The sequence below is a fragment of the Novosphingobium sp. GV079 genome (genome assembly GCF_003058045.1).
In the GTDB taxonomy this organism is placed as follows: Bacteria; Pseudomonadota; Alphaproteobacteria; order Sphingomonadales; family Sphingomonadaceae; genus Novosphingobium; species Novosphingobium capsulatum.
Genome location: NZ_QBUE01000006.1, coordinates 32711 through 58003, shown reverse-complemented (window position 1 = coordinate 58003; position 25293 = coordinate 32711). Strand labels below are relative to the sequence as shown.

Here is a 25293-nt window from a genome sequence, read left to right as displayed (position 1 = left end):
TGCGCTGATCCTGCAGATGCTGCACGATCGGCGCATGGACAGGATCGATCACCGCATTCTTGCGCATCTGCAGGCCGATGCCTCGGCCAGCCACGCTGAACTGGCAGAGGCGGTGCACCTTTCGCCCTCGCAGTGTTCGCGCCGCATCGCGCGGCTGCGCGAAACCGGGGTGATCCGGGGGCAGGTGGCCCTGCTCGATGAAGCGGCGCTGGGCCTGGGGGTCGAGGCCTATGTCACCGTGACTATGGCATCCTATGCGCGCGAGGTGGTGGGCGGCTTTCACGAGCGGATCGCCGGCCTGCCCGCCGTGGTCGATTGCTGCGCCCTGACCGGCGACGCGGACTATCTGCTGCGCATCGTGGCGCACGATTTGGCCGCCTTCACGACCCTGCTCAACGAAGAGATCCTGGGCCATGGCGATGTGGCTAACTTGCGCTCGTCCATCGTGCTCGACCGGATCAAGCGGACCACCGCGCTGCCATTGCCTGCGCCGCATGGTTGACGCGTTCAAGGGCTCCGTTATGCGCTGATCACGCAGGCATAGGCGGTTTTACGTCCAACTTCGCGCGGACCGTGCATCGCCTTTGGGCTAGAATGTCTCCAAACACGGTGGCTGCCGCGCCGGCACGCCCCTGCTGGTGGAGAGACACGCGCCATGGCCGCATCGACCGATCTGTTTGAAAACCCCCTGGGCCTCGACGGGTTCGAATTCATCGAATTTGCCAGCGCCGATCGCGGCAGCCTGGGCCCGGTGTTCACCGCCATGGGCTTTACCCACATCGCCAACCATCGCAGCAAGGATGTGGAACTGTGGCGGCAGGGCGGGATCAACCTGATCGCCAACTATGAAAAGCGCAGCCCGGCTGCCTATTTTGCGGCCGAGCATGGCCCCTCGGCCTGCGGTATGGGCTGGCGCGTGCGCGATGCGGCTAAGGCCTATGCCGCCGCGCTGGAGCGCGGGGCAGAGCCGGTAGACGTGAAGACCGGCGCGATGGAACTGCGCATTCCCGCCATTCGCGGCATCGGCGGTTCGATCATCTACCTGGTCGATCGCTATCACGGCGGGCAGTTCGGTGACCTTTCGATCTATGACATCGATTTCGTCTACTTGCCCGGGGTGGATCGCCAGCCGGTGGGCGCGGGTTTCCACACGATCGATCACCTCACGCACAATGTCTATGGCGGGCGCATGGCGCACTGGGCCAGCTTCTACGAGCGCGTGTTCGGCTTCCGCGAGATCCGCTATTTCGACATCAAGGGCGAATACACCGGCCTCACCAGCCGGGCGATGACCGCGCCCGATGGCAAGATCCGCATCCCTCTCAATGAGGAATCGCAAAAGGGTGGTGGCCAGATCGAAGAGTTCCTGCGCGCCTACAATGGCGAAGGCATCCAGCACATCGCCTTTGCCTGCGACGACTTGATTGCAGGCTGGGACACGCTCAAGGCCAGCGGCACGCCTTTCATGACGCCGCCGCCCGCCACCTATTACGAGATGCTGGAAGAGCGCCTGCCCGGTCATGGTGAGCCGGTGGACGAGTTGCAGAAGCGTGGCATCCTGCTCGATGGTTCCACCGTGCAGGGCGATCCGCGCCTGCTGCTGCAGATCTTTTCGGAAACGCAGATTGGCCCGGTGTTCTTTGAATTCATCCAGCGCAAGAAGGACGAGGGCTTTGGCGAGGGCAATTTCACCGCCCTGTTCGAAAGCATGGAGCGCGACCAGCTGCGCCGCGGCGTGCTCAAGGTGGGGGAGGATGCGTGATGGACGCGATGTCAACCGCTGCGCCTGAAAGCAAGGCACTGAACACGCAGCCGCCGCTGCTCGGCGGGGTGCACCACGTTGCCTATCGCTGCCGCGATGCCAAGGAAACAGTGGAGTGGTACGGCCGCGTCCTCGGTATGGCCTATACCACGGCCTTTGCCGAGGATCATGTGCCGTCGACCGGCGCGTTCGATCCCTACATGCACGTGTTCCTCGATGCCGGCGCCGGGAATGTTCTGGCCTTCTTCGAGCTGCCCAACCAGCCCGAGATGGGCCGCGATCCGGCAACGCCCGCCTGGGTGCAGCACCTGGCCTTCAAGGTCGCTGACGAAGCCACGCTGCTGCGCGCCAAGGCCCATATCGAGGCGCAGGGCATCGACGTGCTTGGCCCCACCTGGCACGGCCTGTTCAAGTCGATCTATTTCTTCGATCCCAATGGCCATCGCCTGGAACTGGCCTGCGATATCGGCACGGCCGAACAGGTGGACATGGCCCGCGCCGTGGCGCCGGCCATGCTGGAGGAATGGGCGCAGACCCGCCGCGCCCCGCGCCACGCTGCCTGGCTGCATGCCCAGCCGGGCGAGGGCAGCAAGGCATGATCGACCACACCCACGATGCCCGCGCGCAAAGCTGGGTGGGCGGCGCCGCCGGCCATCCCGATTTCCCGGTACAGAACCTGCCGCTGGGTGTGTTCTCGCACAAGGGTGCCGACACGGAACGGCGCATCGCCACGGCGATCGGTGATCATGTGGTCGACCTGGCCGGCCTTGCCGCCGATGGCGCGCTGCCGGCCGGGCTGGCTGCGGCGCTGGCGCAACCCACGCTCAACGCCCTGTTTCGCTTGGCCGAGGCAGACCGCGTGGCCCTGCGCCACGCGCTGTTCGCGCTGCTGTCGAGCGAGCGTTGCCGCCTGAAAGTGACGCCGCATCTCTATCCGGCGGCCGATGTCGTGCTGCATCTGCCGTTCGCGATTGGCGATTACACCGATTTCTATGTCGGCATCCATCACGCCACGGCCATCGGCAAGCTGTTCCGCCCCGACAATCCCTTGCTGCCCAACTACAAGCATGTGCCGATCGGCTATCACGGCCGGGCGTCTTCGGTGCGGGTTTCGGGCACGCCGGTGGTGCGGCCATGGGGCCAGCTCAAGGCGCCCGATGCCGATGCGCCCGTCCATGCCCCGTGTCGGCGCCTGGACCACGAGCTGGAACTGGGCCTGTGGATCGCGGGCGACAATGATCTGGGCGCGCCGGTGCCGATCGGCACAGCGTGGGAGCGGATCGGCGGCGTCTGCCTGCTCAACGATTGGTCGGCGCGCGATATCCAGGCCTGGGAATACCAGCCGCTGGGGCCGTTTTTGGCCAAGAACTTTGCCACCACGGTCTCGCCCTGGGTGATCACTGCCCAGGCACTGGCCCCGTTCCGCACCACGCCACAGCCGCGGCCGGCAGGCGATCCGCAGCCCATGCCCTATCTGCGCGAGGAGGGCGAAGGCGCCCTGGCGATCACCCTGGAAACCACGCTGCACACCGCCGCCATGCGCGCGGCCGGGCTGCCGCCGCACCGGCTCAGCCACGGCAACAGCCACGCGGCGATGTATTGGACGCCGGCGCAGATCGTGGCGCACCATGCCTCGAACGGTTGCGATCTGCATGCCGGCGATCTGCTCGGCACGGGCACGCTGTCTGGCCCCACGCCCGAAAGCGCGGGCAGCCTGATGGAACTGAGCCAGGGCGGCAAGGCGCCGCTGCCCCTGCCGGGCGGGGAAAGTCGCACTTTCCTGGAAGACGGCGACGAACTGGCGCTCCATGCCCGGGCAGAGCGGGATGGTTTTGCCACGATCGGGTTTGGCCCTTGCGTGGGGCAGATCATGCCGGCGCGCCAGCCGTGGGCCTGACGCTTCACGGCTATTGGCGTTCCGGCGCGGCCTGGCGGGTACGCCTTGCGCTGGCGCTCAAGGGGCTGGAGCATGCCACCTGCGCGCACGACTTGCGCACCGGTGCGCAGCGGGCCGATGGCTATCGGCAGCTCAATCCGCAGGGCCTGGTGCCCGCGCTCGATTGTGGCGAGGCCGGCGTGCCGCCGCTGACGCAGTCGCTGGCGATCATCGAATGGCTGGAGGAAACCCACCCGGCGCCCGCGCTGCTACCAGGGGATGCGCTGGGCCGCGCGCGGGTTCGGGCGATGGCCCAGATCATTGCCTGCGACGTGCACCCGCTGGGCAACTTGCGCGTGTTGCAGGCTCTCAAGGGTGATATCGGCGCCAACGAAGACCAGGTGCAGGCCTGGCTGGCGCGCTGGATGGGCAATGGCTTCGCCGCGCTGGAGGCCATGGTCACGCGCTGGGGCGCCGGCTTTGCCTATGGCGATGCGCCGGGTCTGGTCGAATGTTGCCTGGTGCCGCAGCTTTACGCCGCGCGCCGCTTTGGCGTGTCGCTCGATGCCTTTCCCCGCCTGGTGGCGATCGATGCGCGCTGTGCCGCGCTGCCCGCCTTTGCCGCGGCGCATCCTTGCGTACAGGAAGACGCCGATCAGGCGTGATCGGCGGGTGATGCGCCCGGTGCCTCGGCCACGACCGGCGGAAACGGAAAGCGCCCGTCCTGCACCACCTGTTCCAGCGCGCTGGCGTTGAGGATCAGGCCGCTATCGGTAACGATGCGGAAGCTTTTGCGCGTGTCGATGTTCCAGCGCAGCATCAGGCGGACGATCTTGGCCAGCGGTTCGGGCCGCACACTTTCCACTTTAATGAAGGGCTTGGGCTCGGCCTCACTGTGTGTGGCAGACCATTCAAGCCAGGCACGCTGCGTCCAGTCGATGGTCATGACCGCCCCCCGTTATTGCGGTGCAAATGAAACTAAATGCACAGCAAAAGTTGTGGTCCCGTGTCAAACCTTAGACATTTCGGCAGATATTGCAATCGGCCGTCCCGCGAACCCGGCTTGGATTGTAATATTGCGCTGCGCTGCAACAATAATAGCGCCGGTGCGCAAGGGCTTGAACACCCGGTCTTTCCGTGAAAAGAACAAGTTCGATGCCCTAACGATTGTGATGATCACGACGCAGGCGGGAGAGGACGATGATGGTCAAGCAGAGCAAGCGCCGCCGCGTGGTGCAGGCAGCCATTCCCGGAGCAGTGCTGGTTGGCTTGCTCGCCGTGCCCGGCCTGGCGCAGGCGCGCGGGGCAACATCGGTTCCACCGGCATCTGGGTCGGGCCTGGCGCAGCGTTGCCCGCTGATGGCGGGTATGCGCTTTGCTCCGGCCGATGGCGGGCGCCCGGTGCAGATCATGGCCGCGCAGGTCGTGCCGCCAAGCGCGGCAGGGCAGGGTGCACAGGGAGAGGCGCAGCCGGCGTTGCCTGCCTATTGCAAGGTAAGCGGGGTCATCGATCCGCGCAAAGGGGCCGATGGCCGCGCCTATGGCATCCGCTTTGAAGTGAACCTGCCGCTGGCGTGGAACGGCCGCTTTCTGTTGCAGGGCGGCGGTGGCCTCAATGGCTCGGTCCGCCCGGCGGTGGGGGGCGCTGCGGCAGGCGCGGTTCCGGCCCTGGCGCGGGGCTTTGCCGTTGCCAGCCACGATAGCGGGCACCAGGGCGCGGTGTTCGACGCCTCGTTTCGCACCGACCAGCGCGCGACGCTCGATTTTGCCCAGACGGCGGTTCCGGCGGTGGCGCAATTGGGCAAGGCGATTGCCACGCGGTTCTATGGCCGCGCGCCGGCGCACAGCTATATGGCGGGCTGCTCCACCGGCGGGCGCGAGACGATGTTGGCGATGGAGCGCTATCCCGCGCTGTTCGATGGGCTGGTGATCGGCGCGCCGGCAATGCGCACCGGCTTTTCCAACCTGGGCACCACCTACGCCAAGGTCATGTTCAACCAGGCCGCGCCGCGCGATGGGCAGGGGCTGCCGCTGCCGGACAAGGCCTTTTCCGCCGCCGACCGCCAGACCATCCGCGCCGGTCTGCTGGCGCAGTGCGATGGCCTGGATGGCCGGGCGGATGGCATGATCATGGCCGTGGCGCAGTGCCATTTTCGCCCTGCCGCGTTGCAGTGCCACGCCGGCAAGCAGGATGGCTGCCTCAGCGCGCCGCAGGTGGAGGCGCTGGACCGCGCCTTTGCCGGCCCGCGCGATGCGGCCGGCCGCGCGCTCTATGCGCCGGTGCCCTACGATACCGGCGTGGTCGATACGTCAGGGCCGGTATCGGGCTATATCGCCGATGGTCGCACCGATATCCTCGGCCCGCCCAACCGCGATCTGACCGTAGACCTGGATGCCCGCGCCGCTGCGATCCGCGCCGATTGGATGCAGGCGCTGACCGACACCGACGGCTGGACCGATCTCAGCTCGTTCCTTGGCCACCAGGGCAAAGTGCTGTTCTATCACGGGGTCAGCGATCCGTGGTTTTCGGCGCTCGACACGCTGGATTACTGGAAGCGCGCGGGCAAGACCAATGGCGGGGCCTGGGCGCAGTCCAGCCGGTTCTACATGGTGCCGGGCATGGCCCATTGCCAAGGCGGCGACGCGTTTGACCGCTTCGACCTGCTGGGCGCGGTGGTCGATTGGGTAGAGCGGGGCGAAGCGCCCGCAGCGGTGGTCGCCACGCGCAGCCAGGGCATCGCGGCACGGCCGCTATGCCCTTGGCCGGGGTATGCCCGCTACAACGGCGGCGATCCCGATCGCGCCGAAAGCTATTCCTGCGCCGAAGCGCCCGTGGCAGGAGCAGCGGCGGCAGCGGGAGGCTGATCGCTCCACCGCCCGCCCACGGCCTGGGCCAGGGCGATGGCGGCAGTCTGGCGATCGATCACCGACTGGATTTCGGTCTGTCGCGCCGACAGCGCTGCGGTTTGCGCGGTGATGACCGAGGTGTAATCGACGATGCCGTTGCGATACTGGTTGTTGGCAATGGTTTCGGCCTGGCTCGCCGAAACGGTCGCCTCTGCCCGGCGCTGCGCCACTTGCGCCAGCACGCGTGTTCCGGCCAGGTTGTCTTCCACCTGCTGGAACGCGGCCAGCACCGTCTGGCGATAGGTTGCCACAGTCTGATCATACTGCGCGCGGGCCTGGACCACGGCGCCATGCCGCGCCCCGAAATCGAGCAGCGTCATTGCCCCGCTCAAGCCCAGCGACCACAGGCTGGTGGCGGCCTGGAACAACTGGCCGATCACGCTGCTGTTGGTGCCCACGCTGCTCGACAGCGTGACTTGCGGGAAATAGGCCGCCTTCTGGATGCCGACATTGGCGTTGGCGGCGGCCACGCGGCGTTCGGCAGCGGCGATATCGGGCCGGCGCTGCAGCAGGGCGGCGGGCACCTGGGCCGGGATTTCCGGCACGACCGGCTGCCAGTCGACTGCCGGAAGGGCAAAGGTCGACGGGTTTTCGCCCACCAGCACGGCAATCGCGTGTTCCAGCACGGCGCGCTGGCGATCGAGATCGGCGCGGGTGGCCTGCGCGTTGCTCAGCGTGGTCTGCGCCTCGAACACGTCGGCGTGGGACACGGTACCGGCCTTGTACTTGTTGGTGGTTATGGCCAGGGCGCGGGTATAATCGGCCACGGTGCGATCGAGCAGCACGCGCTGCGCATCGATGCCACGCAACTGGACATAGTTGGTGGCGAGTTCCCCTTGCGCAGACAGCGTGGCATTGGCCAGATCGCCTTCGCTTGCCTGGGCGCTGGCCTTGGCCTGGTTCACCGTGTTGCCCAGCCGCCCCCACAGATCAGGCTCCCAACTCGCACCGATCGAGAGGGAATAGCGCGAGACGGTGGCGCCGGTGGTGGTGGTCGAAACCCCAGTGCCGCCGGTCACGTTCTGGCCGGCGAAATCCTGCGAGCGGGTGCCGCTGGCAGACGCGGTAAGCGAGGGGAACAGCGCCGAACGCTGCACCTGCACCAGTGCGCGCGCGGCTTGATAGGCCGCGCGATAGCTGGCCACGTTCTGGTTGGTGACCGCTACTTTCTGTTCCAGGCTATCGAGCACGGGATCGCGGAACAGATCCCACCACGCCCCGCGCGCCACCGCATCCGAGGGCGTCGCCACGGCCCAGCCGGGCTCTTCCTTGAACTGTGGCGGGATCGCCACCGTGGCGGGCGGGCGATAGGCTGGCGCCATCGAGCAGCCGGCCAGGACCAGCGGCAGCGCCATGCCGGGAATGACGAGCGCGGAAAAGCGGGAGAGGGGCGCGCGCATCAGGCGGGTACTCCTTGGATCGGGGCCGGCGGGGCCGCGCGGCGGGGCCGGCGGCGGCGGAAGCGGTCGAGCGCGAGATAGACCACCGGCGTGGTCATCAAGGTCAGCACCTGGCTGGCGACCAGGCCGCCGAAAATGGCGATGCCAAGCGGGCGGCGCAGTTCGGCACCATCGCCAAAGCCGATGGCCAGCGGCAACGCGCCCAGCGCGGCAGCCATCGTGGTCATCAGGATCGGGCGGAAGCGCTTGAGGCAGGCCTCGCGCACGGCCTCTACCGGGGAAAGACCTTCGTTCCGCTCTGCCTCCAGCGCGAAATCGATGATCATGATCGCGTTCTTCTTCACGATGCCGATCAGCAGGATGATGCCGATCAGGGCGATGATGTCGAACTGGCCGCCGCTGGCGATCAGGGCGATCATCGCGCCAACCCCGGCCGAGGGGATGGTGGACAGCGCGGTGAGCGGGTGGATCGCGCTTTCATAGAGGATGCCGAGCACGATGTAGATCGCCACCAGCGCCGCCAGGATCAGCAGCGGCATGCTGGCGGTGGACTGGGCAAAGACCTTGGCCGTGCCGCCAAATTCGCCGTGGACCGTGGCGGGCAAGGCCAGGCTCGCCTGAACTTGTGCGATGAGTTGCGAGGCCTGGCCGAGCGACACGCCCTGGGGCAGATTGAACGAGATCGTCGCCGAAGGCTCGCCATCAGAGTGGCTGACCTGCGCGTCGGTCGATCCCGTGCTCCACCGCGCGATGGCCGAAAGCGGCGTCATCGTGCGGGCCGTGGTGCTGACCGCGCTGCCACTGGCAACCAGCGCGCCGCCGGCCGCCGCTCCGCCCGATCCGGTGAGATTGGCCGCGGAACTGGCTGAGCTGATCGCGCCGGCCACCGGCAGATAGATGTTGTTGAGCGCCTCGGGCGAGCCGTTGAACTGGCGGTCGGCCTCCATCACCACGTGATACTGGTTGAGGCCGGAATAGATGTTGGCCACCTGGCGCTGGCCAAAGGCATCGTAGAGCGTGGCATCGACCGTCTGCATCGGGATGCCCAGCCGCGCGGCGGCATCGCGGTCCACCTCGACAAAAGCGTCGGCGCCGGCATCCTGCTGGTCGATATCGACGTCGGTGATGAGGTCCGGATGCGTCTTGAGCGCATCGACCAGCTTTTGCCCGGCGGCCTGCAGCACGGCGGCGTGATCGGCCTTGAGCACGTATTGATAGGTGCTGTTGGTCTGCCGCCCGCCAGCCTGGAGATCCTGCACCGGGTTGAGGAACAGGCTGACCCCGCGCACGCGCGCCAGCTTGGGCCGCAGGCGCCCGATCACCTCGTTGACCGGCGGGCGTTGCGAGCGGTCTTTGAGCGTGGCGAACAGGAAGCCACCACCCGCGCGCGAACCGCCGGCAAACGAGACCACGGTATCGACCGCGGGATCGGATTTGACGATCCGGGTAATGCGCGTGAGCTTGTCCTGCAGGTCTGAGAACGAGATCGACTGGTCGGCGCGCACGCCGCCCATCAGGCCGCCGGTATCCTGCTGCGGGAAGAAGCCCTTGGGCGCGATCGCGATCAGCCAGACATTGAGCGCCACGGTCAGCACCAGGACCAGCATGACCAGTCCGCGATGCGCCAGCGCCCAATCGAGGTTGCGGGCATAGCGCGCTTCGGACCATTCGACCCAGCGCTTGGCCGTGCGCATCACCCGGCTGTCGCTTTCGCGGCCATCGAGCAAGCGCGCGGCCAGCATCGGCGTGGTGGTGAGAGATACGACCAGGCTGATCGCCACGGCAACCGACATGGTCAGCGCAAATTCGCGGAACAGGCGGCCGACCAGGCCACCCATGAAAATCAGCGGCACGAATACCGCCACCAGGCTGACCGAGATGGACAGCACGGTAAAGCCGACCTCGCGTGCGCCCTTGAGCGCGGCGGACAAGGGCGACATGCCGTGTTCCACATGGCGGCTGATGTTCTCCACCACCACGATGGCATCGTCGACCACGAAGCCTGTCGCCACGGTCAAGGCCATGAGCGAGAGATTGTCGAGCGAGAAGCCCGCCAGATACATGACGCCCAGCGTGCCGAGCAGCGAGGCAATCACCGCCGCGGCCGGGATCAGCGTAGCGCGCCACGATTGCAGGAACAGGCCCACCACCAGCACCACCAACAGCGTGGCGATCAGCAGCGTCACTTCCACCTCGTGCAGCGAGGCGCGGATCGTGCGGGTGCGATCCGATCCGATCGACAGGTGGATATCGGGCGGCAGGGCGGCCTGCAGCGCCGGCAGTTGCGCCTTGAGCGCGTCAACCGTTTCGACGATGTTGGCGCCGGGCTGGCGGCTGATCAGGATCGGCACGGCGCGCTTGCCGTTGAACAGGCCGATGGTGCGAATGTCTTCCGGGCCATCGGTGACAGTGGCGATATCGGCCAGGCGCACGGCCGCGCCATTGCGCCAGGCGATGATCGTATCGCGGTAATCGGCGGCGTGGCGGCCGGCCTGGTTGGAATAGACCTGGAAACTGCCGTTGCCGGTATCGAGCACGCCGCGCGGACGGTTGGCGCTTTCCGATTGCAGCGCGGTGCGCACGTCTTCGAGCGCGATGCCGGCGCGCGACAGGGCCAGCGGGTTTACCTCGATCCGCACCGAGGGCAACGCCGCGCCGCCCAGCTCGACATTGCCGACGCCCTGCACCTGGAGCAGCTTTTGCTGCACCACGTTGGACACCGCATCATAGATTTCAGACGGGCTGCGGGTATCGGAAGTGAGCGCGAGGATCAGCACCGGCGCTTCGGCCGGGTTGGCCTTGCGATAGCTGGGATTGCTTTTGAGCGTGGCCGGCAGATCGGCGCGCGAGGCGTTGATCGCGGCCTGCACATCGCGCGCGGCGCCGTCGATATTGCGCGACAGATCAAACTGCAGGGTGATCTGGGTTGACCCCACGCCCGATCGCGAGGTCATTTCGCTGACCCCGGCAATGGTCCCCAGATGCCGCTCCAACGGGGCGGCGACGCTTGCCGCCATCGTCGAAGGGCTGGCGCCAGGCAGGTTGGCCTGGACCATGATCGTGGGGAAATCGACCGCCGGCAGCGGCGCCACCGGCAGGTTGAAGAACGCCGCCACGCCCGCCAGCATCAACCCGATGGTGAGCAGGAGGGTGCCGACCGGGCGCCGGATGAAAGGCGCGGAAACGTTCATGCGCGGCCCGGTTCCTGGGTGCTCGGTTCCTGGGACGGCGTTGCGGCCCCGCGCGCGGTTTCGCGCCGCTCGCGCCAGCGTTCAAGGCCCAGGAAAATCACCGGCGTGGTGAACAGCGTCAGCACCTGGCTGAAGATCAGACCGCCGGCGATGGCGATGCCCAGCGGCTGGCGCAATTCGTGCCCCATGCCGCCGCCAAAGATCAGCGGCAATGCGGCAAACAGCGCGGCGAACGTGGTCATCATGATCGGGCGGAAGCGCAGCAGCGCGGCCTGGCGGATGGCGTGCGACGGATCGGCGCCTTCCTCGCGCATCGCCTCGAGCGCGAAGTCGATCATCATGATCGCGTTCTTCTTGACGATGCCGATCAGCAGCACGATGCCGATGATGCCGATCACGCCCAGCCCCGATCCAGTCAGCCACAGGCCGAGCAGCGCGCCGATCCCGGCCGATGGCAGCGTCGAAAGGATCGTGATCGGGTGGACGAAGCTTTCATAGAGCACGCCCAGCACGATGTAGACCACCACGATCGCGGCCAGGATCAGCCACAACTCGTTCGAGAGCGACGATTTGAAGGCCGAGGCAGCGCCGGCAAAATTGGTCGATACCGCGGCGGGCATGCCAATGGTCTGCTCGGCATGTTCGATCACCGAGACCGCCTTGCCCAGCGACACGCCCGGCGCCAGATCGAACCCGATCGTGGCCGAGGGGAACTGCGCCTCGCGCGAGACGACGAGCGCGGTGGGCCCGGTCGTGATCGTGGCAATGGTCGAAAGCGGCACGGTGGTGCCGCCCGGCAGCGGAATGCGCAGGTCACCCAGCGCCTGCGGGCTGGTGACCGAGCCAGGCTGCGCTTCCAGGATCACGCGGTTCTGGCTCGACTGGGTGTAGATGGTCGAAACGATGCGCTGGCCAAAGGCATCGTAGAGCGCGTTGTCGATCGTCAGCACCGAGAGGCCCAGACGCCCGGCGATATCGCGGTTGATATTCACCGTCACTGCCTGGCCGCCGCCCATCACGTTGGACGTGACGTTTTGCAGATGCGCGTCGTCCTTGAGCGCCGCCGCCAGCTTTTCGCCCCACTGGTTGACCACTGCTTCGTCCGCGCCTTGCAGCGAGAAGCGATAGGCATTGACCCCGGTGGAGGTGTCGATGGTGAGATCCTGCACCGGGCGGAAGTAGGTCTTGATCCCCACGATCCCACTGGTCGCCTGGGTCAGGCTGTCGATCACATGGGCAAGATTGCCGCGATCGCCCTCGCTCTTGAGGTTGACGACCATGCGCCCCTGCGAAAGCGTGGGGTTCTGCCCATCGACCCCGACCGAGGAACTGAGGCTGTCGACCGCCGGATCGGCCAGCAGCGCCTGCGCCACCTGGCTTTGCAACTGGGTCATGCGGGTATAGCCGATGTCCTGCCCGGCCACGGTCGTCACTGCGATCTGGCCGGTATCCTGTTCGGGAAAGAGGTCCTTGGGGATGATCCAGAACAGCAGCGCCGTCACCGCAAGCGTGCCGGCAAACACCGCCATGGTCAGCCCGCTGCGCGCCATGACCCAATCGAGCGCGGTCATGTAGCGGGCGGCGAGGCGGTCGAACCAGTTGCGGGTGGCCTGCGTCACGCGATACTGGCGCTCTTCATGCTCGGGCTTGAGCCAGCGCGCCGACAGCATCGGCACGAGCGTGAGCGCCACGAGTGCCGAGATCAGGATCGTCACCGCCAGCGTCACGGCAAATTCGCGGAACAGGCGACCAACCACGTCGCCCATGAACAGCAGCGGGATCAACACGGCGATCAGCGAGACGGTCAGCGAGATGATCGTAAAGCCGATCTCGCTGGCGCCTTTGAGCGCAGCCTCGAATGGGCGCATCCCGTCTTCGATATGGCGGGCGATATTTTCCAGCACGACGATGGCATCGTCGACCACGAACCCCGAGGCGATGGTCAGCGACATCAGCGTGAGGTTGTTGATCGAAAAATCGAGGAAATACATCGCCGCAAACGAGCCGACCAGCGAGAGCGGCACGGCAATGCTGGCCACCACCGTGGCGCGCAGCGAACCCAGAAACAGGAAGATCACCAGCGTGACGAGCACCACGGCCAGGACAAGTTCCGTGCGCACATCGGACACCGAGGCGCGGATGCCGGCGGTTCGGTCGGTCAGCACGGTCACGTGCACGTCGGCCGGCAACTGCGCCTCAAGCTCGGGCAGGGATGCCTTGATCGCGTCGACCGTGCCGATCACGTTGGCGCCGGGCTGGCGCTGCACATCGAGCACGACCGCCGGCTGGCCATTCATCCACGAGGCGATGCGCGTGTTTTCCGTGGCCTGGACCACTTGCGCCACATCAGACAGCCGCACCGGCGCGCCATTGGCAAAGGCGACGACCAGGTTGCGATAGCTGGCGGCATCGCCCAACTGGTCGTTGGCGTCGATCGTCCAGCTCTTGGTCGGGCCGTCAAAGCTGCCCTTGGCGGCGTTGGCATTGGCATTGGCAATCGCGCTGCGGATCGATTCCAGCGACAGGCCGCGCGCGGCGAGCGCGGGCACATTGGCCTGGATGCGCACGGCGGGGCGCTGCCCGCCCGACATGGACACCAGGCCCACGCCCGAAACCTGGGCGATCTTGTTGCTGAACTGGCGTTCGACAATGCCTTGCACTTCGCCCAGCGGCCGGCTTTTCGAGGTGATGCCCAGCGTCAGGATCGGGGCATCGGCCGGGTTGACCTTGGCATAGATCGGCGGCGCGGGAAGATCGGTGGGCAGCAGCGTATTGGCGGCGTTGATGGCCGCCTGTACTTCCTGCTCGGCGATATCGAGCGACAGATCGAGGCGGAACTGCATGGTGATCACCGATGCCCCGGCCGAAGAGGCAGAGGTCATCCGCGTCAACCCCGGCATCTGCCCGAACTGGCGCTCCAGCGGCGAGGTGACGGTCAAGGCCATCACATCGGGGCTGGCCCCGGGATAGAGCGTGGTGACCTGGATCGTCGGATAGTCCACCTCGGGCAGGGCCGAGAGCGGCAGCATGCGATAGGCCACCAGGCCCGCCAGCAGGATCGCCACCATCAACAGCGTGGTCGCCACCGGGCGCAGGATGAACAGCCGGGATGGCCCGCCGGGTTGGGCAGGGGCCTGCTCAGGCAGATCGGACGTGCTCATCCCGCGTTTCCGGCATTGGCGCCGCGGCGGTGATGGCCATTGCCACCTTGGCCGCCTGCGCCGCCATTACCTTGGCCACCGCCCCGCTTGCCGCCCTTGTTGATGCTGGCGCCGTCTTCCAGGCCATCGGCGCCCTCGATCACCACCTGGGTGCCGGCCGTCAGGCCCGAAAGGATCGCCAGCTTGTCACCCGAAGAGGGGCCGGTCTTGACCACGGTCAGCTTCACCGTGTTGTCGGGCTTTACCACGAAGACGAAATCGCCCTGGCTGCCGTGGCGCACCGCGCTGACCGGCACGGTCACCACGTCATGCAGCGTCTGTACCAGCATCGACACGTTGACGAACGCGCCGGGGAATAAAACATTGCCGGCATTGGCAAAGCGGGCCTTGGCCTTGACCGTGCCGGTGGTGGCATCGACCTGGTTGTCAAACGTCAGGAAGCGGCCGGTGGCCAAGCGATTGCCGTTGTTCTGGTCGTTGGCGTCAACCGGCAGGCCGCTGCCTGCGCCGGCGGTCTGCCCGATGGCGGAAAGCTGCGCCTGGGGCAGGGCAAAGCTCACGTCGATCGGATCGACCTGGGTGATGATCACCACACCGTTGGTGTCCGACGGCGTCAGGTAGTTGCCGATATCGACCTGGCGAATGCCGACGCGGCCCGAAATCGGCGCCTTGATCGCGGTATAGTCCAGGTTGAGCGCGGCCGTGCCGATGGCGGCGCGATCGGCTGCCACGGTGCCGGCCAGCTGCCCCACCGTGGCGCGCTGGGTATCGACCTGCTGGCTGGCGATCGAATCTTGCTTGAGCAGGGTTTGATAGCGATTGAGATCGAGCCGTGCCGAGGTCAGCTGTGCCTCGTCACGCGCCAGATTGGCGCGGGCCTGTTCCAGCGCCAGGCGATAGGGGCGGGGATCAATCTGGGCGAGCACCTGGCCCTGGCGGACCATCTGCCCTTCCTGGAACATGATCTTGAACAGCACGCCTGACAGCTGCGTGCGTACCGTGGCGGTAACCAGCGGCTGCACCGTGCCCAGCGCGGCCACCGTCACCGGCATGTCTGCCTTGGTCGCCGGCGCGATGTTCACCGCCGCCGGCGGACGCCCGCCGCGCTTGTCTCCGCCGCTCTTGGCCACCCATCGAGCACCCAGGGCAACCACCACGAACACGGCAATGGTCGCCAGGGCGATCAGAAGCGTGCGCTTGCGGCTGCTGCGGGGGGGATGTTCGGACGTTACGTGATCCGGAGAAACAGGTGTACTCGCTTCGTCAGCGTTCATCTAGCAAACCCTTGCATGCCCTGCGACTCGATAGTCCCGGATCGAGTTCTCGCGTTCTTCCGCCATGGCCCCGCGCGGTGCAAGCTGTCTTGTTTCCCAAGTTGTATCAGATTGCCCCGGCGATCTTACTTTCGGTTCTGGGCGGAACGCGCGGCGATTTCGCAGCCAAGTCGGGATCGCCCGCAAAAGTTCCCGGCACAAAGCGATTCATGTGCAAATAACGCGGGGAAAAGCCGGAGAGCTGCGCCAGCCGATCCGGATCGGGCAGGGTGATATGGCGCCCGTGCCAATGCAGCAGGCCGCGCCCGCGCAGATCCTGCACCACGCGGTTGACGTGAACCGATGTCATACCGGTTGCTTCGGCGAGGGTCACCTGGGTGAGCGGGGTGGCAAAGCGCCCGTCTGCTGCCAGGCCCAGGGCTGCCAGCCGATAGTGCAACTCGCACAGCAAGGCGCCGATCCGTGCCAAGGCCGGGCGCGCGGCAAGGTTGAGTGTCCATTCGCGCTGCATGCCCAGCATGGCGCAGGCATCAAACGCCATGGCCTGGCGCAGGCAGTGCGAGCGCAGGCAGGCACGATCGAACACTTCGGGCGCAATCAGCGCGCAATGCATGTCATTAAGCGCGCCGATCGAATGGTCCATTGCCTCGGCCGCCAAGGCATCGGGATTGCACAAGTCTCCCGGCAGCAGGAACGCCACGACCTGGCGCCGGCCATCCTCCAGCAGTTTGTAGCGACAGCCCCAGCCATCGATGACCAGCTTGACGAAATGGATCGGCTCGCCTTCGCGGATCAGGTCGGCTCCAGCCGGAACCAGCCGCCCTTCGCTGCGCAACAGGCCGTCGATCTGCGTCCGGGCCTGAAGGTCCAGTTCGACGTAGCGCGCAAATTTGGCCTGAAGGGGATTCATGCTGGCCTGTTCTGCAATCGGCCGGGGAACACCTTCCCCGATGCCTATCGCAACACCCCATCGCCCCAGTGGTTCCCCATCTCATCACAGGTTGTGATGCGTGCCCTATGGGCGTGCTGCGGGGTTTTAATGGCCTGCCCGCAAAAGGATATCTACCCATGGCCGATCGTTCTGCACCCCAGCCCGCCATCCCCCCGCGCACGGTGCGCGGCGCGCCCATTGCCCATTCCGATCAGCGTTCCGGCCAACAATCCTCGCATGAGGAAGAACGCGACAACCCCGGCCAGCTTACCGGCGGCACCGGCGGGGTAGGCGCGCCGCCGCCGACCGAGGTGCCGATCGATGAACCGGTGCCCGATCCCATCCCGCTGCCACCGGGCAGCCATGGCAAGGAGGGAATCGACGGGCCGGAAAGCAAGGTGGAACGCAATCCAGGGGCCGAGGCCGGCCAGAACGCCGGCCCGACGCTGCGCCGGTAGAATGAGGGCGCGCCTAGTGCCAAGCCCTGCTTCGCCCAATCATGCTTCGCCAAGCCATGCTTCGTCACCGGGGCGTGATGTGCAGCACGGCTGCCTTGGCGATGCCGCGCCACTGCTGGTGGCGGCACAGCGCGTGCTCGCGCTTGCGGCCGAGCACGATGCGGCAATTGCGACCGCCGAAAGCTGCACCGGTGGGCTGCTGGCTTCGCTGCTGACCGATATCGAAGGCTATGGCCGCTGGTTCGATCGTGGCTTTGTCACGTATTCGGCCCAGGCCAAGAGCGAGATGCTGGGGATCGATCCGGTGGAGCTGCGCCGTCACGATCCCGTGAGCCGCGCGATTGCCGAGGCAATGGCACGCGGGGCACTGGCCCATAGCCGGGCGGGGCTCGTCGCTGCAATTACTGGCAATGCCGGCACCGGCGGCCCGCGTGACGAGCCGGGTCTGGCCCATATCGCGGTGCTGCGGCGCGATGGCGGGCTGCTGCTGCGCGAGTGCCATTATGGCGCCCGCCCGCGCGATGCGGTGCGGCTGCACCTGGCCGGCGCAGCCCTTGCGATAATGGCCGATGCATTGAACGCGGCCCGGGGATAGGCTTCCCCAGGCCGCGTTCAACCGACGCTGATCGTTCGCGCTCAGCGCCCGCGTGAGGTGTCTGGCGCCTGGGCTTCCTGCCCGCCGATCTGGGCCAGCATGTCGGCATGGCGGGCTACCACTGGCGCGATGGCGTTGGCGGCCGCCCGCAAGGCCGGTTTGTTGCCCTTGTCGGCATAGGCGCGATGCAGCGCCAGTGCCGCCGTGTGGGCATCGCGCTGCGCAGCCAGGTAAACGTTCTGCGCTGTCTCCCCCTGCGCCTGGCGCAACCCGTCGAGCGCGGCCGCCTGCGTGGAATCGAGCGCCGGTGCCGGCATGGCCAAGCCATCCTGGCGCGCCGCCTGGGCGAGCCGCGCGGTGGAATGCGTATGGTCGGCAATCATCATCCGGGCAAAGCTTGCCACCTTGGCACTGGGGGACTTGGCCAGGATCAGGCGGGAGGATTCGATCTCGAACCGGTCGCCCGCAGCGGCCTTGGCCAGGTAGGCCGGCGCGTCAAGCGGCGCCATGGTGTCGGCAGGCGATGGGGGTGCCGTCGGCTGGGTTGGGGCCAGGCCCTGCGCCGTAGCAAGCGAGGGCAGCAGCATGGCACAGGCAGCCACCGGCGCGAATGGAAATCTGGGCATGATACTCTCTCCTTTTGGGCAGTCTCGCTGATCCGGCCGTCAATGCCGGCTGGGCGAGGGCGGCACGCGAATGGCTTGCGGGCTGACGCTGCCGGGCAAAAGGCGCGGCCGCAGATCCGGGTCGGGCAGCCGTTCATGCCAGGGATGCAGCGGCACGGGTGTGGCCGGGCGGCGCGTAGTCGGGCGGGGCAGGGCGGGCATGGCAACCGCGCACGCGGGCTGGGGCTGGGTCATCTTGGAACTCCTGGGAGGATGTACCAACAAGCCCCGACCGTAATGGTATGTTGCTCGCCCCCAACATGGGTAAGTGCAATCGCGCCGCCGCCAGCGTCGCCGATCAGCGCCGCACGGTGGCGCGGGCGCGCAGCGCGATGCGGCACGTCAGGCCGCTGGGCGCGAAATCGCGTTCCAGTGTCCAGTGCTGCTGGCGCGCGAACATCCGCGTGCCCAGGCCCTGGCGACTGGGCGGCAGCACCGGCGGCCCGCCATTCTCGCGCCACAGCAGCACGCCATCGGCGCTCCAGCCGATGCTCACCCGCCCACGCGGATCAGACAGCGCGCCGTGCTTGAGCGCATTGGTGCACAATTCATGCAGCACCAGCAGCAGATGATAAGCGGGCTCGCGCTCGATCAGGAAGGGCGGGCCTGCGATGTGGAACGCATCGTCCTTGTGAAACGGGGCGATCGCGGTGCGCACCAGCTGCGCCAGGTTCAGCCCCGTGCCATCGGCAGGTTGCCGCGCCTCGGTCACGCTGCGAGGCTGCGCGCCTTTGGTGTTCCCCGGTGGGCTGTCGAGCAGGCGGTTGGCATTGGCCAGCGCCTGCACCCGGGCCAAAAGATCCTGGCGGAACCGTTCGGTATCATCGCCGGCGTGCGATACGCGGATCAGCGCCTGGACCACGCCAAGCGCGTTCTGCACGCGATGATACATCTCGCGCGCGATGATATCCTGTTCGCGCGCCAGAGCATCGAGCTGGCGCACCGTGCGGCGGAGCGTGTCGCCCACGGCAATCAGCGCCAGGTTGGCCAGCGCGATCAGCAGCGCCAGCGTCAGGCGGTGGGGATCGAGCAGGGATGGGCTGCCGCCACGGAACACCCATTCCACCATCAGCGTGGTGGTGATCGCCACGACCAGCGCGGCGCGCCAGCCCATGAACACCGCCGCCAGCAGCACGAACGGAAAGAACGGCGCAAACGGCACTGCCTCGCCTGCCTGCCCCAATGCCCAGCGCAAGGTAGCAGGCACGGCGATCGCCACGGCAATGCCTGACAGCCTTTGCCATGGGGTGAGATCGAGCAAAATGGTGCGGCGAACCGCTTCGATCCGCGTCACCGGCGCGCCTTGTCAGGAAAGCCGCGGCGCTTGATTGACAGGCACAAGACCGGCCCCGTGAAGGGGCCGGTCCGTCTGGAAGCAAGTGGCATCAGTGGCGGCCTTCCCACCCCCTGCGCGATGCTTCCGAATGGCCGCGGGAATCGCCGAACCAGCCGCCGTGGCCGCGATCGCGGTCATCATCATCATGGCTCATGCGGCGCGAGCGGCCCCGATCGTCGTCATGGTCGTCGCGGCCCCGGCTGCTGCGGCGCCCGTCGTCATCGTCGTGGCGGCCGCTGCGCGACGCGCTGCCGCGATCGTCCCAGCCCTTGCGCGACGCTTCGGAATGACCACGCGGATCGCCATACCAGCCGCTGCCTTCGTGGTCGGAATTTTCCCAGCCACGGCGCGAGGCTTCGGAATGGCCACGGGAATCGCCATACCAGCCGCTGCCGTCATGGTCAGACCGTTCCCAGCCTCGGCGCGAGGCCTCCGAATGGCCCTGGGAGTCGCCGAACCAGCCGCCGTGTCCGCGCCCGCCGCGATCATTGCCCCGATCATCGTCGCGGTCATCGCGGCCCCGGCTGCTGGCGCCCCGGCTGCGATAGTCGCGATCGTCATCGTCACGCCCCCGGCTCGACCGGCCGCGATCATCGCTCATAAAGCGGCCTTCGTCGTCGCGCGGGCGATCCTGGCTGCCGCGTCCGCCGCGACGGTCATCTTCTTCGCTGCGGCGGCCGCCCTGACCGGCAAACCGGCCACGCTCGTCTCGGCCACTTCGACCATAATCGCCGTTGTCGCGTCCTTGATAACTTGCCATGGTTCTCTCCTGGGTATTGTGGGCATTTGCCCTGGGAAAGGCGCCGAATGAAACCGGTGCCTGGGGCGGAAGCCGATCCTCGGCCTCCAGTTCGCTGCGCAGTTCTTTCAGCTGCGCTGCAAGTTCGGGAGTATCGATGCCGGATTCGCGCGCCTGGGCGAAAATGCCGTCGTCGCCTTCCTCTTCCTTGACATGGTGCCGGATCTGCTCAGCCAGCACCGTGAACTTGGCGTCGCGGAACGGATCGCCGCGGGCGCTGCGTGCCAGGTCGGCGATCAGCACCTTGGCGCTGTCGTGTTCCACCTGTGCTTCGTCGAGATCGTCGTCTTCATCGGCTGCGGCGCGGCAGGCGGGATAGAAGACCTCCTCTTCCAGCATGGTGTGCAGGGTAAGCGCCTGGCACACCTCGGTAACGATCGCGTCCTTGCGGCTGCCGCTGGCGCTCTCGAACTCCTTGAACAGCTTTTCGACCTGGCGATGGTCTTTCTGGAGCATGCGGATCGCCTCGCCATCGGCCCTGCTCGAATTGGAGCCCTTGTCGGCGCTCTTGTGGGCGCTCTTGTCGGCATTGGCGGTCTTGCTGGTGGTCGCGGCGCTGCCTTGCGATGCGGCGCGCGGTCCGCGTCGTCCGCTTGCCGCCTTGCCCCCTGCCTTTGCCGTATCGGTCTTGGCGGCGTGGATCTTGTCGGCTTCGGACGATGATGCGGCAGCCTGGCCAGGGGTGGCCTGCCCGGTCTGCGCCGGCTGCGTTGCAGGGGAAGGGGTGCTGTTGCTGGCCATCGGGCCGATCTCCTTCGCATGGGGTTGGGGCAGTGCCGAAGGGCAAGCCCGGCAGGGCGACTGGCGCCCGTTGCGGAAGGAGAAGCGTGCGAACGGCGCACAATGTCCGCGCGGCTATCCCATGTGTGCAATTTGCAATCTGTCTCTTGGGGCAAGATGCGGTTGGTCTGCCCAGTGCCACGGCTGGTCGATGGGAACGGCCAAAGCAAACCTATGTGAATTGTCCGGAATGGATGGAACCTAGATTTTCCGCTGATTCGCCAAAGGCATCACGCCGCAAATCAGGGGAAAGGATATGACGCAGGATATGACCCGCGCGCCAAGCCAGGTGTGCACATACCGTCGCCACGAATTTCTGGCCCGCGCGGACGAACGCAAGGATTACGTGCTGCGCATCGAGGAAGGCTGGGCGGCGCAATACCGCCTGTTGCCCGATGGCCGGCGCCAGATCATCACGCTGTTTCTTCCCGGCGACTATTGCGAGCCGCAATGGCTGTTGCAAGGCCGCGCCACCTTGCCGATCGTGGCGTTGACGCGGGTGCGTGCGCGCATGCTGCCGCACAGCCGCATCCAGGCCCGCGCGCCGCACGAGGAAGACAGCATGATCCGCGTGCTCGACGCGATGCTGGCCTTGCTGCGCAACCGCGAAAAGTGGATCTTTAACCTGGGCCGGATGACCGCGACCGAGCGGCTGTGCAACCTGCTGTGCGAGTTGCACAGCCGGCTGGCCGCGCGCAACCGCGTGGTGCAGGATCGGTGCGCCATGCCGCTGACCCAGTATGACTTTGCCGATATCGTCGGTATTTCCCCGGTCCACGTGAACCGCGTGTTGCAGACCCTGCGCGGCGAGGGGTTGGTCGATCTCAAGGGGCGGTGGATGCAGGTGCGCGATCTGGCTGCGCTCAAGCGGCTGGGCGAAGTGCCGCTCGACCCCGAACCGCGCGTGCCCCGCGCGGCCTGAGGCCGGACGGCCTGGCTGGCACGGGGGCGCCGTTCCAGCCAGGCCACGCACATCGCCACGCTGGCTGGTCAGCCGTTGACCACGGTGCCGCCGTTGGGGTGAAGCACCTGCCCGCTCATATAGCTGCCATCGGCACAGGCCAGGAACAGGAACGCCGGCGCCACTTCGTTGGGTTCGCCCGGCCGGCCCATCGGCGTATCCTCGCCAAAGTGGCGCACCTTGTCCGGATCGGCGCCGCCCTGCGGGTTGAGCGGGGTCCAGATCGGGCCGGGTGCCACGGCATTCACGCGAATGCCCTTGTCCACCAGGTTCTGGCTGAGCGAGCGGGTAAACGCCGTGATCGCTCCCTTGGTCGCGCTATAGTCCAGCAGTTGCGGCGCGCCCTTGTACATCGTCACGCTGGTGCAATTGATGATCGCGCTGCCGGCGCCAAGGTGGCCCACAGCGGCCTGGACCATGTGGAACATGCCAAAGATATTGGTGCGGAACGTGGCATCGAGCTGTTCCGGGGTAATATCGCGAATGTCCTTTGCCGGGTGCTGCTCACCGGCATTGTTGACCAGCACGTCCAGCCGGCCAAAGCGATCGATGACCGCGTCCACCGCCTGCTGGCAGAATGCGGGATCGCCCACGTCTCCTTGCAGGGTGACCGCCCTTGCGCCTTCCTGGGCGACGATGGCGGCGGTGTCCTGCGCGTCCTTGCTGTCCTGGCGATAGACGATCGCCACGTTGGCGCCCTCGCGGGCAAACAGCGCGGCCACCGCGCGGCCAATGCCGCTGTCGCCGCCGGTAACGATCGCCACCTTGCCAGCCAGGCGTCCCGAGCCGGGATAGACCGGCTGCCATTTCGGTTCGCGGTTCAGCGCCTGCTCCTGCCCCTGGCGATCGGGCGCGGCGGCGGTGCCGGCCTGGGCATCGGCGGCCTTGGCTTCGTGTTCGGGCGGGGTCTCGCCCAGCTTGCCCAGGCTGGCGGGGTGCGACGTGGTCATGAAAGATGGTCCTTGCAGGGGGATAAGGCGCACGCGAGGCGCACGCGGGATGCCTTAAAAACCCCGAAAACAAGAAAAGGTGGCAAGGCTTTACATATGTGAAGAAGGGCATGTGACAGTCATTTCATAAGGCTGCCGACGGCGCGGAAGGCGCGCCCCAGGTTTGAGGATGCGATGTTGCCGCGCCACTGCGATGCCCGTTCTGGCGTGTACCCCTGCTTCGCTTGCGCCATGTCTCTTGTGACTGCCGCCGTGACTGCTGCCGGAACGCGCATCACCGCCTTTGATCTGCCTTGAGCCTGCCTTCGATGCTGTTCAATGCCCTGGCCCGGCGCCTGTCATGCTGCTTTCCGCTGGACGAGAACGACGTGCGCGCGGTGGAACGGCTCTGCGCCGTCCCGCGTCGCCGCGTGGCGGCGCGCCGCGAGTTCCTGCGCGAAGGCGACCGGCCCGGCCACGTGCACGTGCTGCTGGAAGGGTGGGCGTGCCACCAGGTGATGCTGCCCGATGGCCGCCGCCAGATCACCGCATTCCATCTGCCCGGCGATATCCTGTGGCAACCGCTGGGTGAGGCGCGCATGGACTTTTCGATCCTGGCACTGACCCCGGCGATCATCGCACCAATCCCGACCAGCGCGTTGGAGGCGGTGGCCAAGGCCCACCCCGCCATTGCCACGGCGCTGGCCTTGCAAAACCGCGTGGCAGAGGCGGTTTTGCGGCGGTGGCTGGTCAACGTGGGGCAGCGCGCCGCGTTCGAGCGGATCGGCCACCTGTTCTGCGAATTGCATCACCGCCTGCATGCCATCGGTTTGGCCCAGGGCAACGGTTTTGCCTTTCCGGTCACGCAGGTGGAACTGGCCGAGGCGACCGGGTTGACCCCGGTGCACGTCAATCGCGTGTTGCGCGACATGCGGCGGCAAGGCCTGATCGATCTGGAAAACCGCGTGCTGCGCATCCTGCAATTGCGGGCCTTGGCACAGCATGCGCTGTTCGACCCTGCCTATCTTGAGCCGCACGGCCACCACAGCGCCGCGCCGAGCCCATGAAAAAGGCCGGCCTTGCCAAAGGGCAGGGCCGGCCTTCCCGCGCGAACCTGGGCGGTATGACGCGATCAGTAGGGGTAGGACACGCCGTAGTGCGAATGGACCCGGCGGCCATAGTCAATGTCATGGACCGGTTCTTCGGTGGCCTGGTAGTGCGGGGCGGATTCCAGGGTTTCGCGGCTCAGGTTGACGACATAGCCGCCCTGACCGCTATCATAGTTCAGCGTGTTCCAGGGCAGCGGGTAATAATCGCTGCCAAAGCCAAGAATGCCGCCGAATTGCAGCACGGCATACTCGACGGTGCCGGTGCGCTTGTTGACCATGAAGTTGTGGATCGAGCCGAGACGCTCGCCATCGGGGTTATAGACGGCCGTGCCGTCCACCTTGTTTGAGGCGATCAGGCGGGTGGTTTCATCGGTGGCAATGCTGTCAGACATGGCGCTCTCCTGCGTAGAGGTTTGCGTCATCAACTGCCCGGCCGATACGATGGGGCCGGTGCCAAGGACAGGCCGTGCCCACCTTGCGCCGGGCAGAGCGGCATACTGATCCATGCAAGGATGCAGCGTCAGGCGGCGCGGAAGGCGCGCAAAAAGAAAGGGCGGCCATCACCAAGGATGCCCGCCCATTATGGTTGAAAAGGGGGGAAGGCGTGCTCAGACCGCGATGGCGGCCAGCAGCTTTTCGCCATAGCGTTCGTCGGCCGGATCGAACCCGGCAAAGACCTTGGCCGGCTCGGACGTGAGGATCACATCGCGCAGGCCCGAGAGGCGGAACGTGCCGAGCTTTTCTTCGGCCGGGGCCACGCCATCGCGATCGTGCACCACGGCATCGATGTGCGGCGCCCCGTGACGTTCGAACAGCGCATGCGGTGCCAGTGTCACGCTGCCGCGATTATAGACCGCGCGCACGCACAGCTTGTTGGCGATGGCAAAGCCCAGCATGTGCACCGACTGCTCGATATCGGGCGCGCTATCCGCCGTTTCGGGGGTTCCCGAGGAATTCTGATTCTGCTGCATCGCAACACACTAGGATAATCGCGGGTTCAGGGCAATCGTGTGAACGGTTGCGCAGGGCGCGCCACAAATTCCAAATCGAAACAGGCGCAGGGCAACGCGCATATTTTGCTCTTGCAATTGATATCCATTATCAATAAACCGATCGGGCAACGGGCATGACCCTCTGCCCGCTTGCGGATGGCTGGCTG

General features: G+C 66.6%; 23 protein-coding genes. 10 read left to right on the top strand and 13 right to left on the bottom strand.

Going from position 1 to position 25293, the window contains the following annotated elements; translation table 11 throughout:
- Window positions 1-34: 34 nt before the first annotated feature.
- From C8K14_RS10065 to maiA, 5 genes are all read left to right on the top strand, one after another.
- Window positions 35-502: an Lrp/AsnC family transcriptional regulator gene (locus tag C8K14_RS10065; protein WP_199223713.1), complete on the top strand. Its 468-nt coding sequence runs from the start codon at window positions 35-37 to the stop codon at window positions 500-502.
- A gap of 153 nt (window positions 503-655) precedes the next feature.
- Complete coding sequence (gene hppD, locus C8K14_RS10060) at window positions 656-1762, top strand: 4-hydroxyphenylpyruvate dioxygenase (RefSeq protein ID WP_107716565.1); 1107 nt, start codon at window positions 656-658, stop codon at window positions 1760-1762.
- Complete coding sequence (locus C8K14_RS10055; RefSeq protein WP_369974049.1) at window positions 1762-2361, top strand: VOC family protein; 600 nt, start codon at window positions 1762-1764, stop codon at window positions 2359-2361. Before hppD ends, C8K14_RS10055 begins: the two co-directional genes overlap by 1 nt.
- Entirely contained in the window at window positions 2358-3659 is a 1302-nt protein-coding gene (fahA, locus tag C8K14_RS10050) for a fumarylacetoacetase (RefSeq protein ID WP_107716564.1), read from the top strand. Before C8K14_RS10055 ends, fahA begins: the two co-directional genes overlap by 4 nt.
- On the top strand, window positions 3656-4303 hold the full coding sequence (gene maiA, locus C8K14_RS10045) for a maleylacetoacetate isomerase (protein ID WP_107716682.1): 648 nt from the start codon (window positions 3656-3658) through the stop codon (window positions 4301-4303). Before fahA ends, maiA begins: the two co-directional genes overlap by 4 nt.
- Here maiA and C8K14_RS10040 read toward each other — a convergent pair.
- Window positions 4294-4584: a hypothetical protein gene (locus C8K14_RS10040; RefSeq protein WP_107716563.1), complete on the bottom strand. Its 291-nt coding sequence runs from the start codon at window positions 4582-4584 to the stop codon at window positions 4294-4296. The genes maiA and C8K14_RS10040 overlap by 10 nt on opposite strands.
- Window positions 4585-4838: 254 nt before the next feature.
- Between C8K14_RS10040 and C8K14_RS10035 the strand changes: the two genes are divergently transcribed.
- Window positions 4839-6503, top strand: coding sequence for a tannase/feruloyl esterase family alpha/beta hydrolase (locus tag C8K14_RS10035; RefSeq protein ID WP_199223712.1), 1665 nt, complete (start codon window positions 4839-4841; stop codon window positions 6501-6503).
- Here the strand turns inward: C8K14_RS10035 and C8K14_RS10030 are convergent.
- The 5 genes from C8K14_RS10030 to C8K14_RS10010 all read right to left on the bottom strand — a co-directional run bounded on the left by C8K14_RS10030 (window position 6449) and on the right by C8K14_RS10010 (window position 16481).
- Window positions 6449-7945, bottom strand: coding sequence for an efflux transporter outer membrane subunit (locus C8K14_RS10030; RefSeq protein ID WP_054130361.1), 1497 nt, complete (start codon window positions 7943-7945; stop codon window positions 6449-6451). The genes C8K14_RS10035 and C8K14_RS10030 overlap by 55 nt on opposite strands.
- Window positions 7945-11136 (bottom strand): efflux RND transporter permease subunit, encoded by a 3192-nt coding sequence (locus tag C8K14_RS10025; protein WP_062785729.1) that lies wholly within the window; start codon window positions 11134-11136, stop codon window positions 7945-7947. The genes C8K14_RS10030 and C8K14_RS10025 overlap by 1 nt, the downstream gene beginning before the upstream one ends.
- Window positions 11133-14297 carry an efflux RND transporter permease subunit gene (locus tag C8K14_RS10020; protein ID WP_107716562.1) on the bottom strand — a complete coding sequence of 1055 codons (3165 nt, stop codon included), beginning with the start codon at window positions 14295-14297 and terminating at the stop codon, window positions 11133-11135. The genes C8K14_RS10025 and C8K14_RS10020 overlap by 4 nt, the downstream gene beginning before the upstream one ends.
- Window positions 14294-15571, bottom strand: a complete 1278-nt coding sequence (locus C8K14_RS10015; RefSeq protein ID WP_084390956.1) for an efflux RND transporter periplasmic adaptor subunit — start codon at window positions 15569-15571, stop codon at window positions 14294-14296. The genes C8K14_RS10020 and C8K14_RS10015 overlap by 4 nt, the downstream gene beginning before the upstream one ends.
- A gap of 106 nt (window positions 15572-15677) precedes the next feature.
- On the bottom strand, window positions 15678-16481 hold the full coding sequence (locus C8K14_RS10010) for a Crp/Fnr family transcriptional regulator (RefSeq protein ID WP_062785725.1): 804 nt from the start codon (window positions 16479-16481) through the stop codon (window positions 15678-15680).
- A 158-nt stretch (window positions 16482-16639) separates the two neighbouring features.
- On the opposite strand from C8K14_RS10010, the gene C8K14_RS10005 reads away from it, so the two are divergent.
- Together C8K14_RS10005 and C8K14_RS10000 are read left to right on the top strand one after the other, a co-directional pair.
- Window positions 16640-16960 carry a hypothetical protein gene (locus C8K14_RS10005; RefSeq protein ID WP_062785723.1) on the top strand — a complete coding sequence of 107 codons (321 nt, stop codon included), beginning with the start codon at window positions 16640-16642 and terminating at the stop codon, window positions 16958-16960.
- A gap of 79 nt (window positions 16961-17039) precedes the next feature.
- Complete coding sequence (locus C8K14_RS10000) at window positions 17040-17555, top strand: CinA family protein (RefSeq protein WP_062785721.1); 516 nt, start codon at window positions 17040-17042, stop codon at window positions 17553-17555.
- A 41-nt stretch (window positions 17556-17596) separates the two neighbouring features.
- Here the strand turns inward: C8K14_RS10000 and C8K14_RS09995 are convergent, their stop codons facing one another.
- From C8K14_RS09995 to C8K14_RS22850, 4 genes are all read right to left on the bottom strand, one after another.
- Window positions 17597-18181, bottom strand: a complete 585-nt coding sequence (locus C8K14_RS09995) for a DUF4142 domain-containing protein (protein ID WP_084390954.1) — start codon at window positions 18179-18181, stop codon at window positions 17597-17599.
- Window positions 18182-18220: 39 nt separating this feature from the next.
- On the bottom strand, window positions 18221-18415 hold the full coding sequence (locus C8K14_RS22355) for a hypothetical protein (RefSeq protein WP_133726788.1): 195 nt from the start codon (window positions 18413-18415) through the stop codon (window positions 18221-18223).
- A gap of 103 nt (window positions 18416-18518) precedes the next feature.
- Complete coding sequence (locus C8K14_RS09990; RefSeq protein WP_107716561.1) at window positions 18519-19514, bottom strand: sensor histidine kinase; 996 nt, start codon at window positions 19512-19514, stop codon at window positions 18519-18521.
- A gap of 91 nt (window positions 19515-19605) precedes the next feature.
- Window positions 19606-21096: a hemerythrin domain-containing protein gene (locus C8K14_RS22850; protein WP_233251010.1), complete on the bottom strand. Its 1491-nt coding sequence runs from the start codon at window positions 21094-21096 to the stop codon at window positions 19606-19608.
- 307 nt (window positions 21097-21403) lie between these two features.
- Here C8K14_RS22850 and C8K14_RS09980 point away from each other — a divergent pair, with 307 nt between their 5' ends.
- The gene (locus C8K14_RS09980; RefSeq protein ID WP_158271889.1) at window positions 21404-22057 is read left to right on the top strand and encodes a Crp/Fnr family transcriptional regulator; all 654 of its coding nucleotides are present in this window, start codon (window positions 21404-21406) and stop codon (window positions 22055-22057) included.
- A 68-nt stretch (window positions 22058-22125) separates the two neighbouring features.
- On the opposite strand, the gene C8K14_RS09975 is transcribed toward C8K14_RS09980, so the two are convergent.
- Entirely contained in the window at window positions 22126-23046 is a 921-nt protein-coding gene (locus tag C8K14_RS09975) for an SDR family oxidoreductase (protein WP_107716560.1), read from the bottom strand.
- 293 nt (window positions 23047-23339) lie between these two features.
- Between C8K14_RS09975 and C8K14_RS09970 the strand changes: the two genes are divergently transcribed.
- Window positions 23340-24092, top strand: a complete 753-nt coding sequence (locus C8K14_RS09970; protein ID WP_133726787.1) for a Crp/Fnr family transcriptional regulator — start codon at window positions 23340-23342, stop codon at window positions 24090-24092.
- A 65-nt stretch (window positions 24093-24157) separates the two neighbouring features.
- Here the strand turns inward: C8K14_RS09970 and C8K14_RS09965 are convergent, their stop codons facing one another.
- Both C8K14_RS09965 and C8K14_RS09960 read right to left on the bottom strand, forming a co-directional pair.
- Complete coding sequence (locus tag C8K14_RS09965) at window positions 24158-24526, bottom strand: PRC-barrel domain-containing protein (protein WP_062785709.1); 369 nt, start codon at window positions 24524-24526, stop codon at window positions 24158-24160.
- Between the two features lie 216 nt (window positions 24527-24742).
- Complete coding sequence (locus tag C8K14_RS09960) at window positions 24743-25105, bottom strand: WYL domain-containing protein (protein ID WP_233251009.1); 363 nt, start codon at window positions 25103-25105, stop codon at window positions 24743-24745.
- Between the last annotated feature and the right edge of the window lie 188 nt (window positions 25106-25293).

Coding starts and splice junctions, on each gene's coding strand:
- C8K14_RS09960 (WP_233251009.1), bottom strand. CDS start 25,105: ATGCAGCAGAATCAGAATTCCTCGGGAACCCCCGAAACGGCGGATAGC.
- C8K14_RS10030 (WP_054130361.1), bottom strand. CDS start 7,945: ATGCGCGCGCCCCTCTCCCGCTTTTCCGCGCTCGTCATTCCCGGCATG.
- C8K14_RS09975 (WP_107716560.1), bottom strand. CDS start 23,046: ATGACCACGTCGCACCCCGCCAGCCTGGGCAAGCTGGGCGAGACCCCG.
- fahA (WP_107716564.1), top strand. CDS start 2,358: ATGATCGACCACACCCACGATGCCCGCGCGCAAAGCTGGGTGGGCGGC.
- hppD (WP_107716565.1), top strand. CDS start 656: ATGGCCGCATCGACCGATCTGTTTGAAAACCCCCTGGGCCTCGACGGG.
- C8K14_RS10015 (WP_084390956.1), bottom strand. CDS start 15,571: ATGAACGCTGACGAAGCGAGTACACCTGTTTCTCCGGATCACGTAACG.
- C8K14_RS10065 (WP_199223713.1), top strand. CDS start 35: ATGGACAGGATCGATCACCGCATTCTTGCGCATCTGCAGGCCGATGCC.
- C8K14_RS09995 (WP_084390954.1), bottom strand. CDS start 18,181: ATGCCCAGATTTCCATTCGCGCCGGTGGCTGCCTGTGCCATGCTGCTG.
- C8K14_RS10005 (WP_062785723.1), top strand. CDS start 16,640: ATGGCCGATCGTTCTGCACCCCAGCCCGCCATCCCCCCGCGCACGGTG.
- C8K14_RS09980 (WP_158271889.1), top strand. CDS start 21,404: ATGACCCGCGCGCCAAGCCAGGTGTGCACATACCGTCGCCACGAATTT.
- C8K14_RS10035 (WP_199223712.1), top strand. CDS start 4,839: ATGATGGTCAAGCAGAGCAAGCGCCGCCGCGTGGTGCAGGCAGCCATT.
- C8K14_RS22850 (WP_233251010.1), bottom strand. CDS start 21,096: ATGGCCAGCAACAGCACCCCTTCCCCTGCAACGCAGCCGGCGCAGACC.
- C8K14_RS22355 (WP_133726788.1), bottom strand. CDS start 18,415: ATGACCCAGCCCCAGCCCGCGTGCGCGGTTGCCATGCCCGCCCTGCCC.
- C8K14_RS10055 (WP_369974049.1), top strand. CDS start 1,762: ATGGACGCGATGTCAACCGCTGCGCCTGAAAGCAAGGCACTGAACACG.
- C8K14_RS10010 (WP_062785725.1), bottom strand. CDS start 16,481: ATGAATCCCCTTCAGGCCAAATTTGCGCGCTACGTCGAACTGGACCTT.
- C8K14_RS09965 (WP_062785709.1), bottom strand. CDS start 24,526: ATGTCTGACAGCATTGCCACCGATGAAACCACCCGCCTGATCGCCTCA.
- C8K14_RS10020 (WP_107716562.1), bottom strand. CDS start 14,297: ATGAGCACGTCCGATCTGCCTGAGCAGGCCCCTGCCCAACCCGGCGGG.
- C8K14_RS10040 (WP_107716563.1), bottom strand. CDS start 4,584: ATGACCATCGACTGGACGCAGCGTGCCTGGCTTGAATGGTCTGCCACA.
- C8K14_RS10025 (WP_062785729.1), bottom strand. CDS start 11,136: ATGAACGTTTCCGCGCCTTTCATCCGGCGCCCGGTCGGCACCCTCCTG.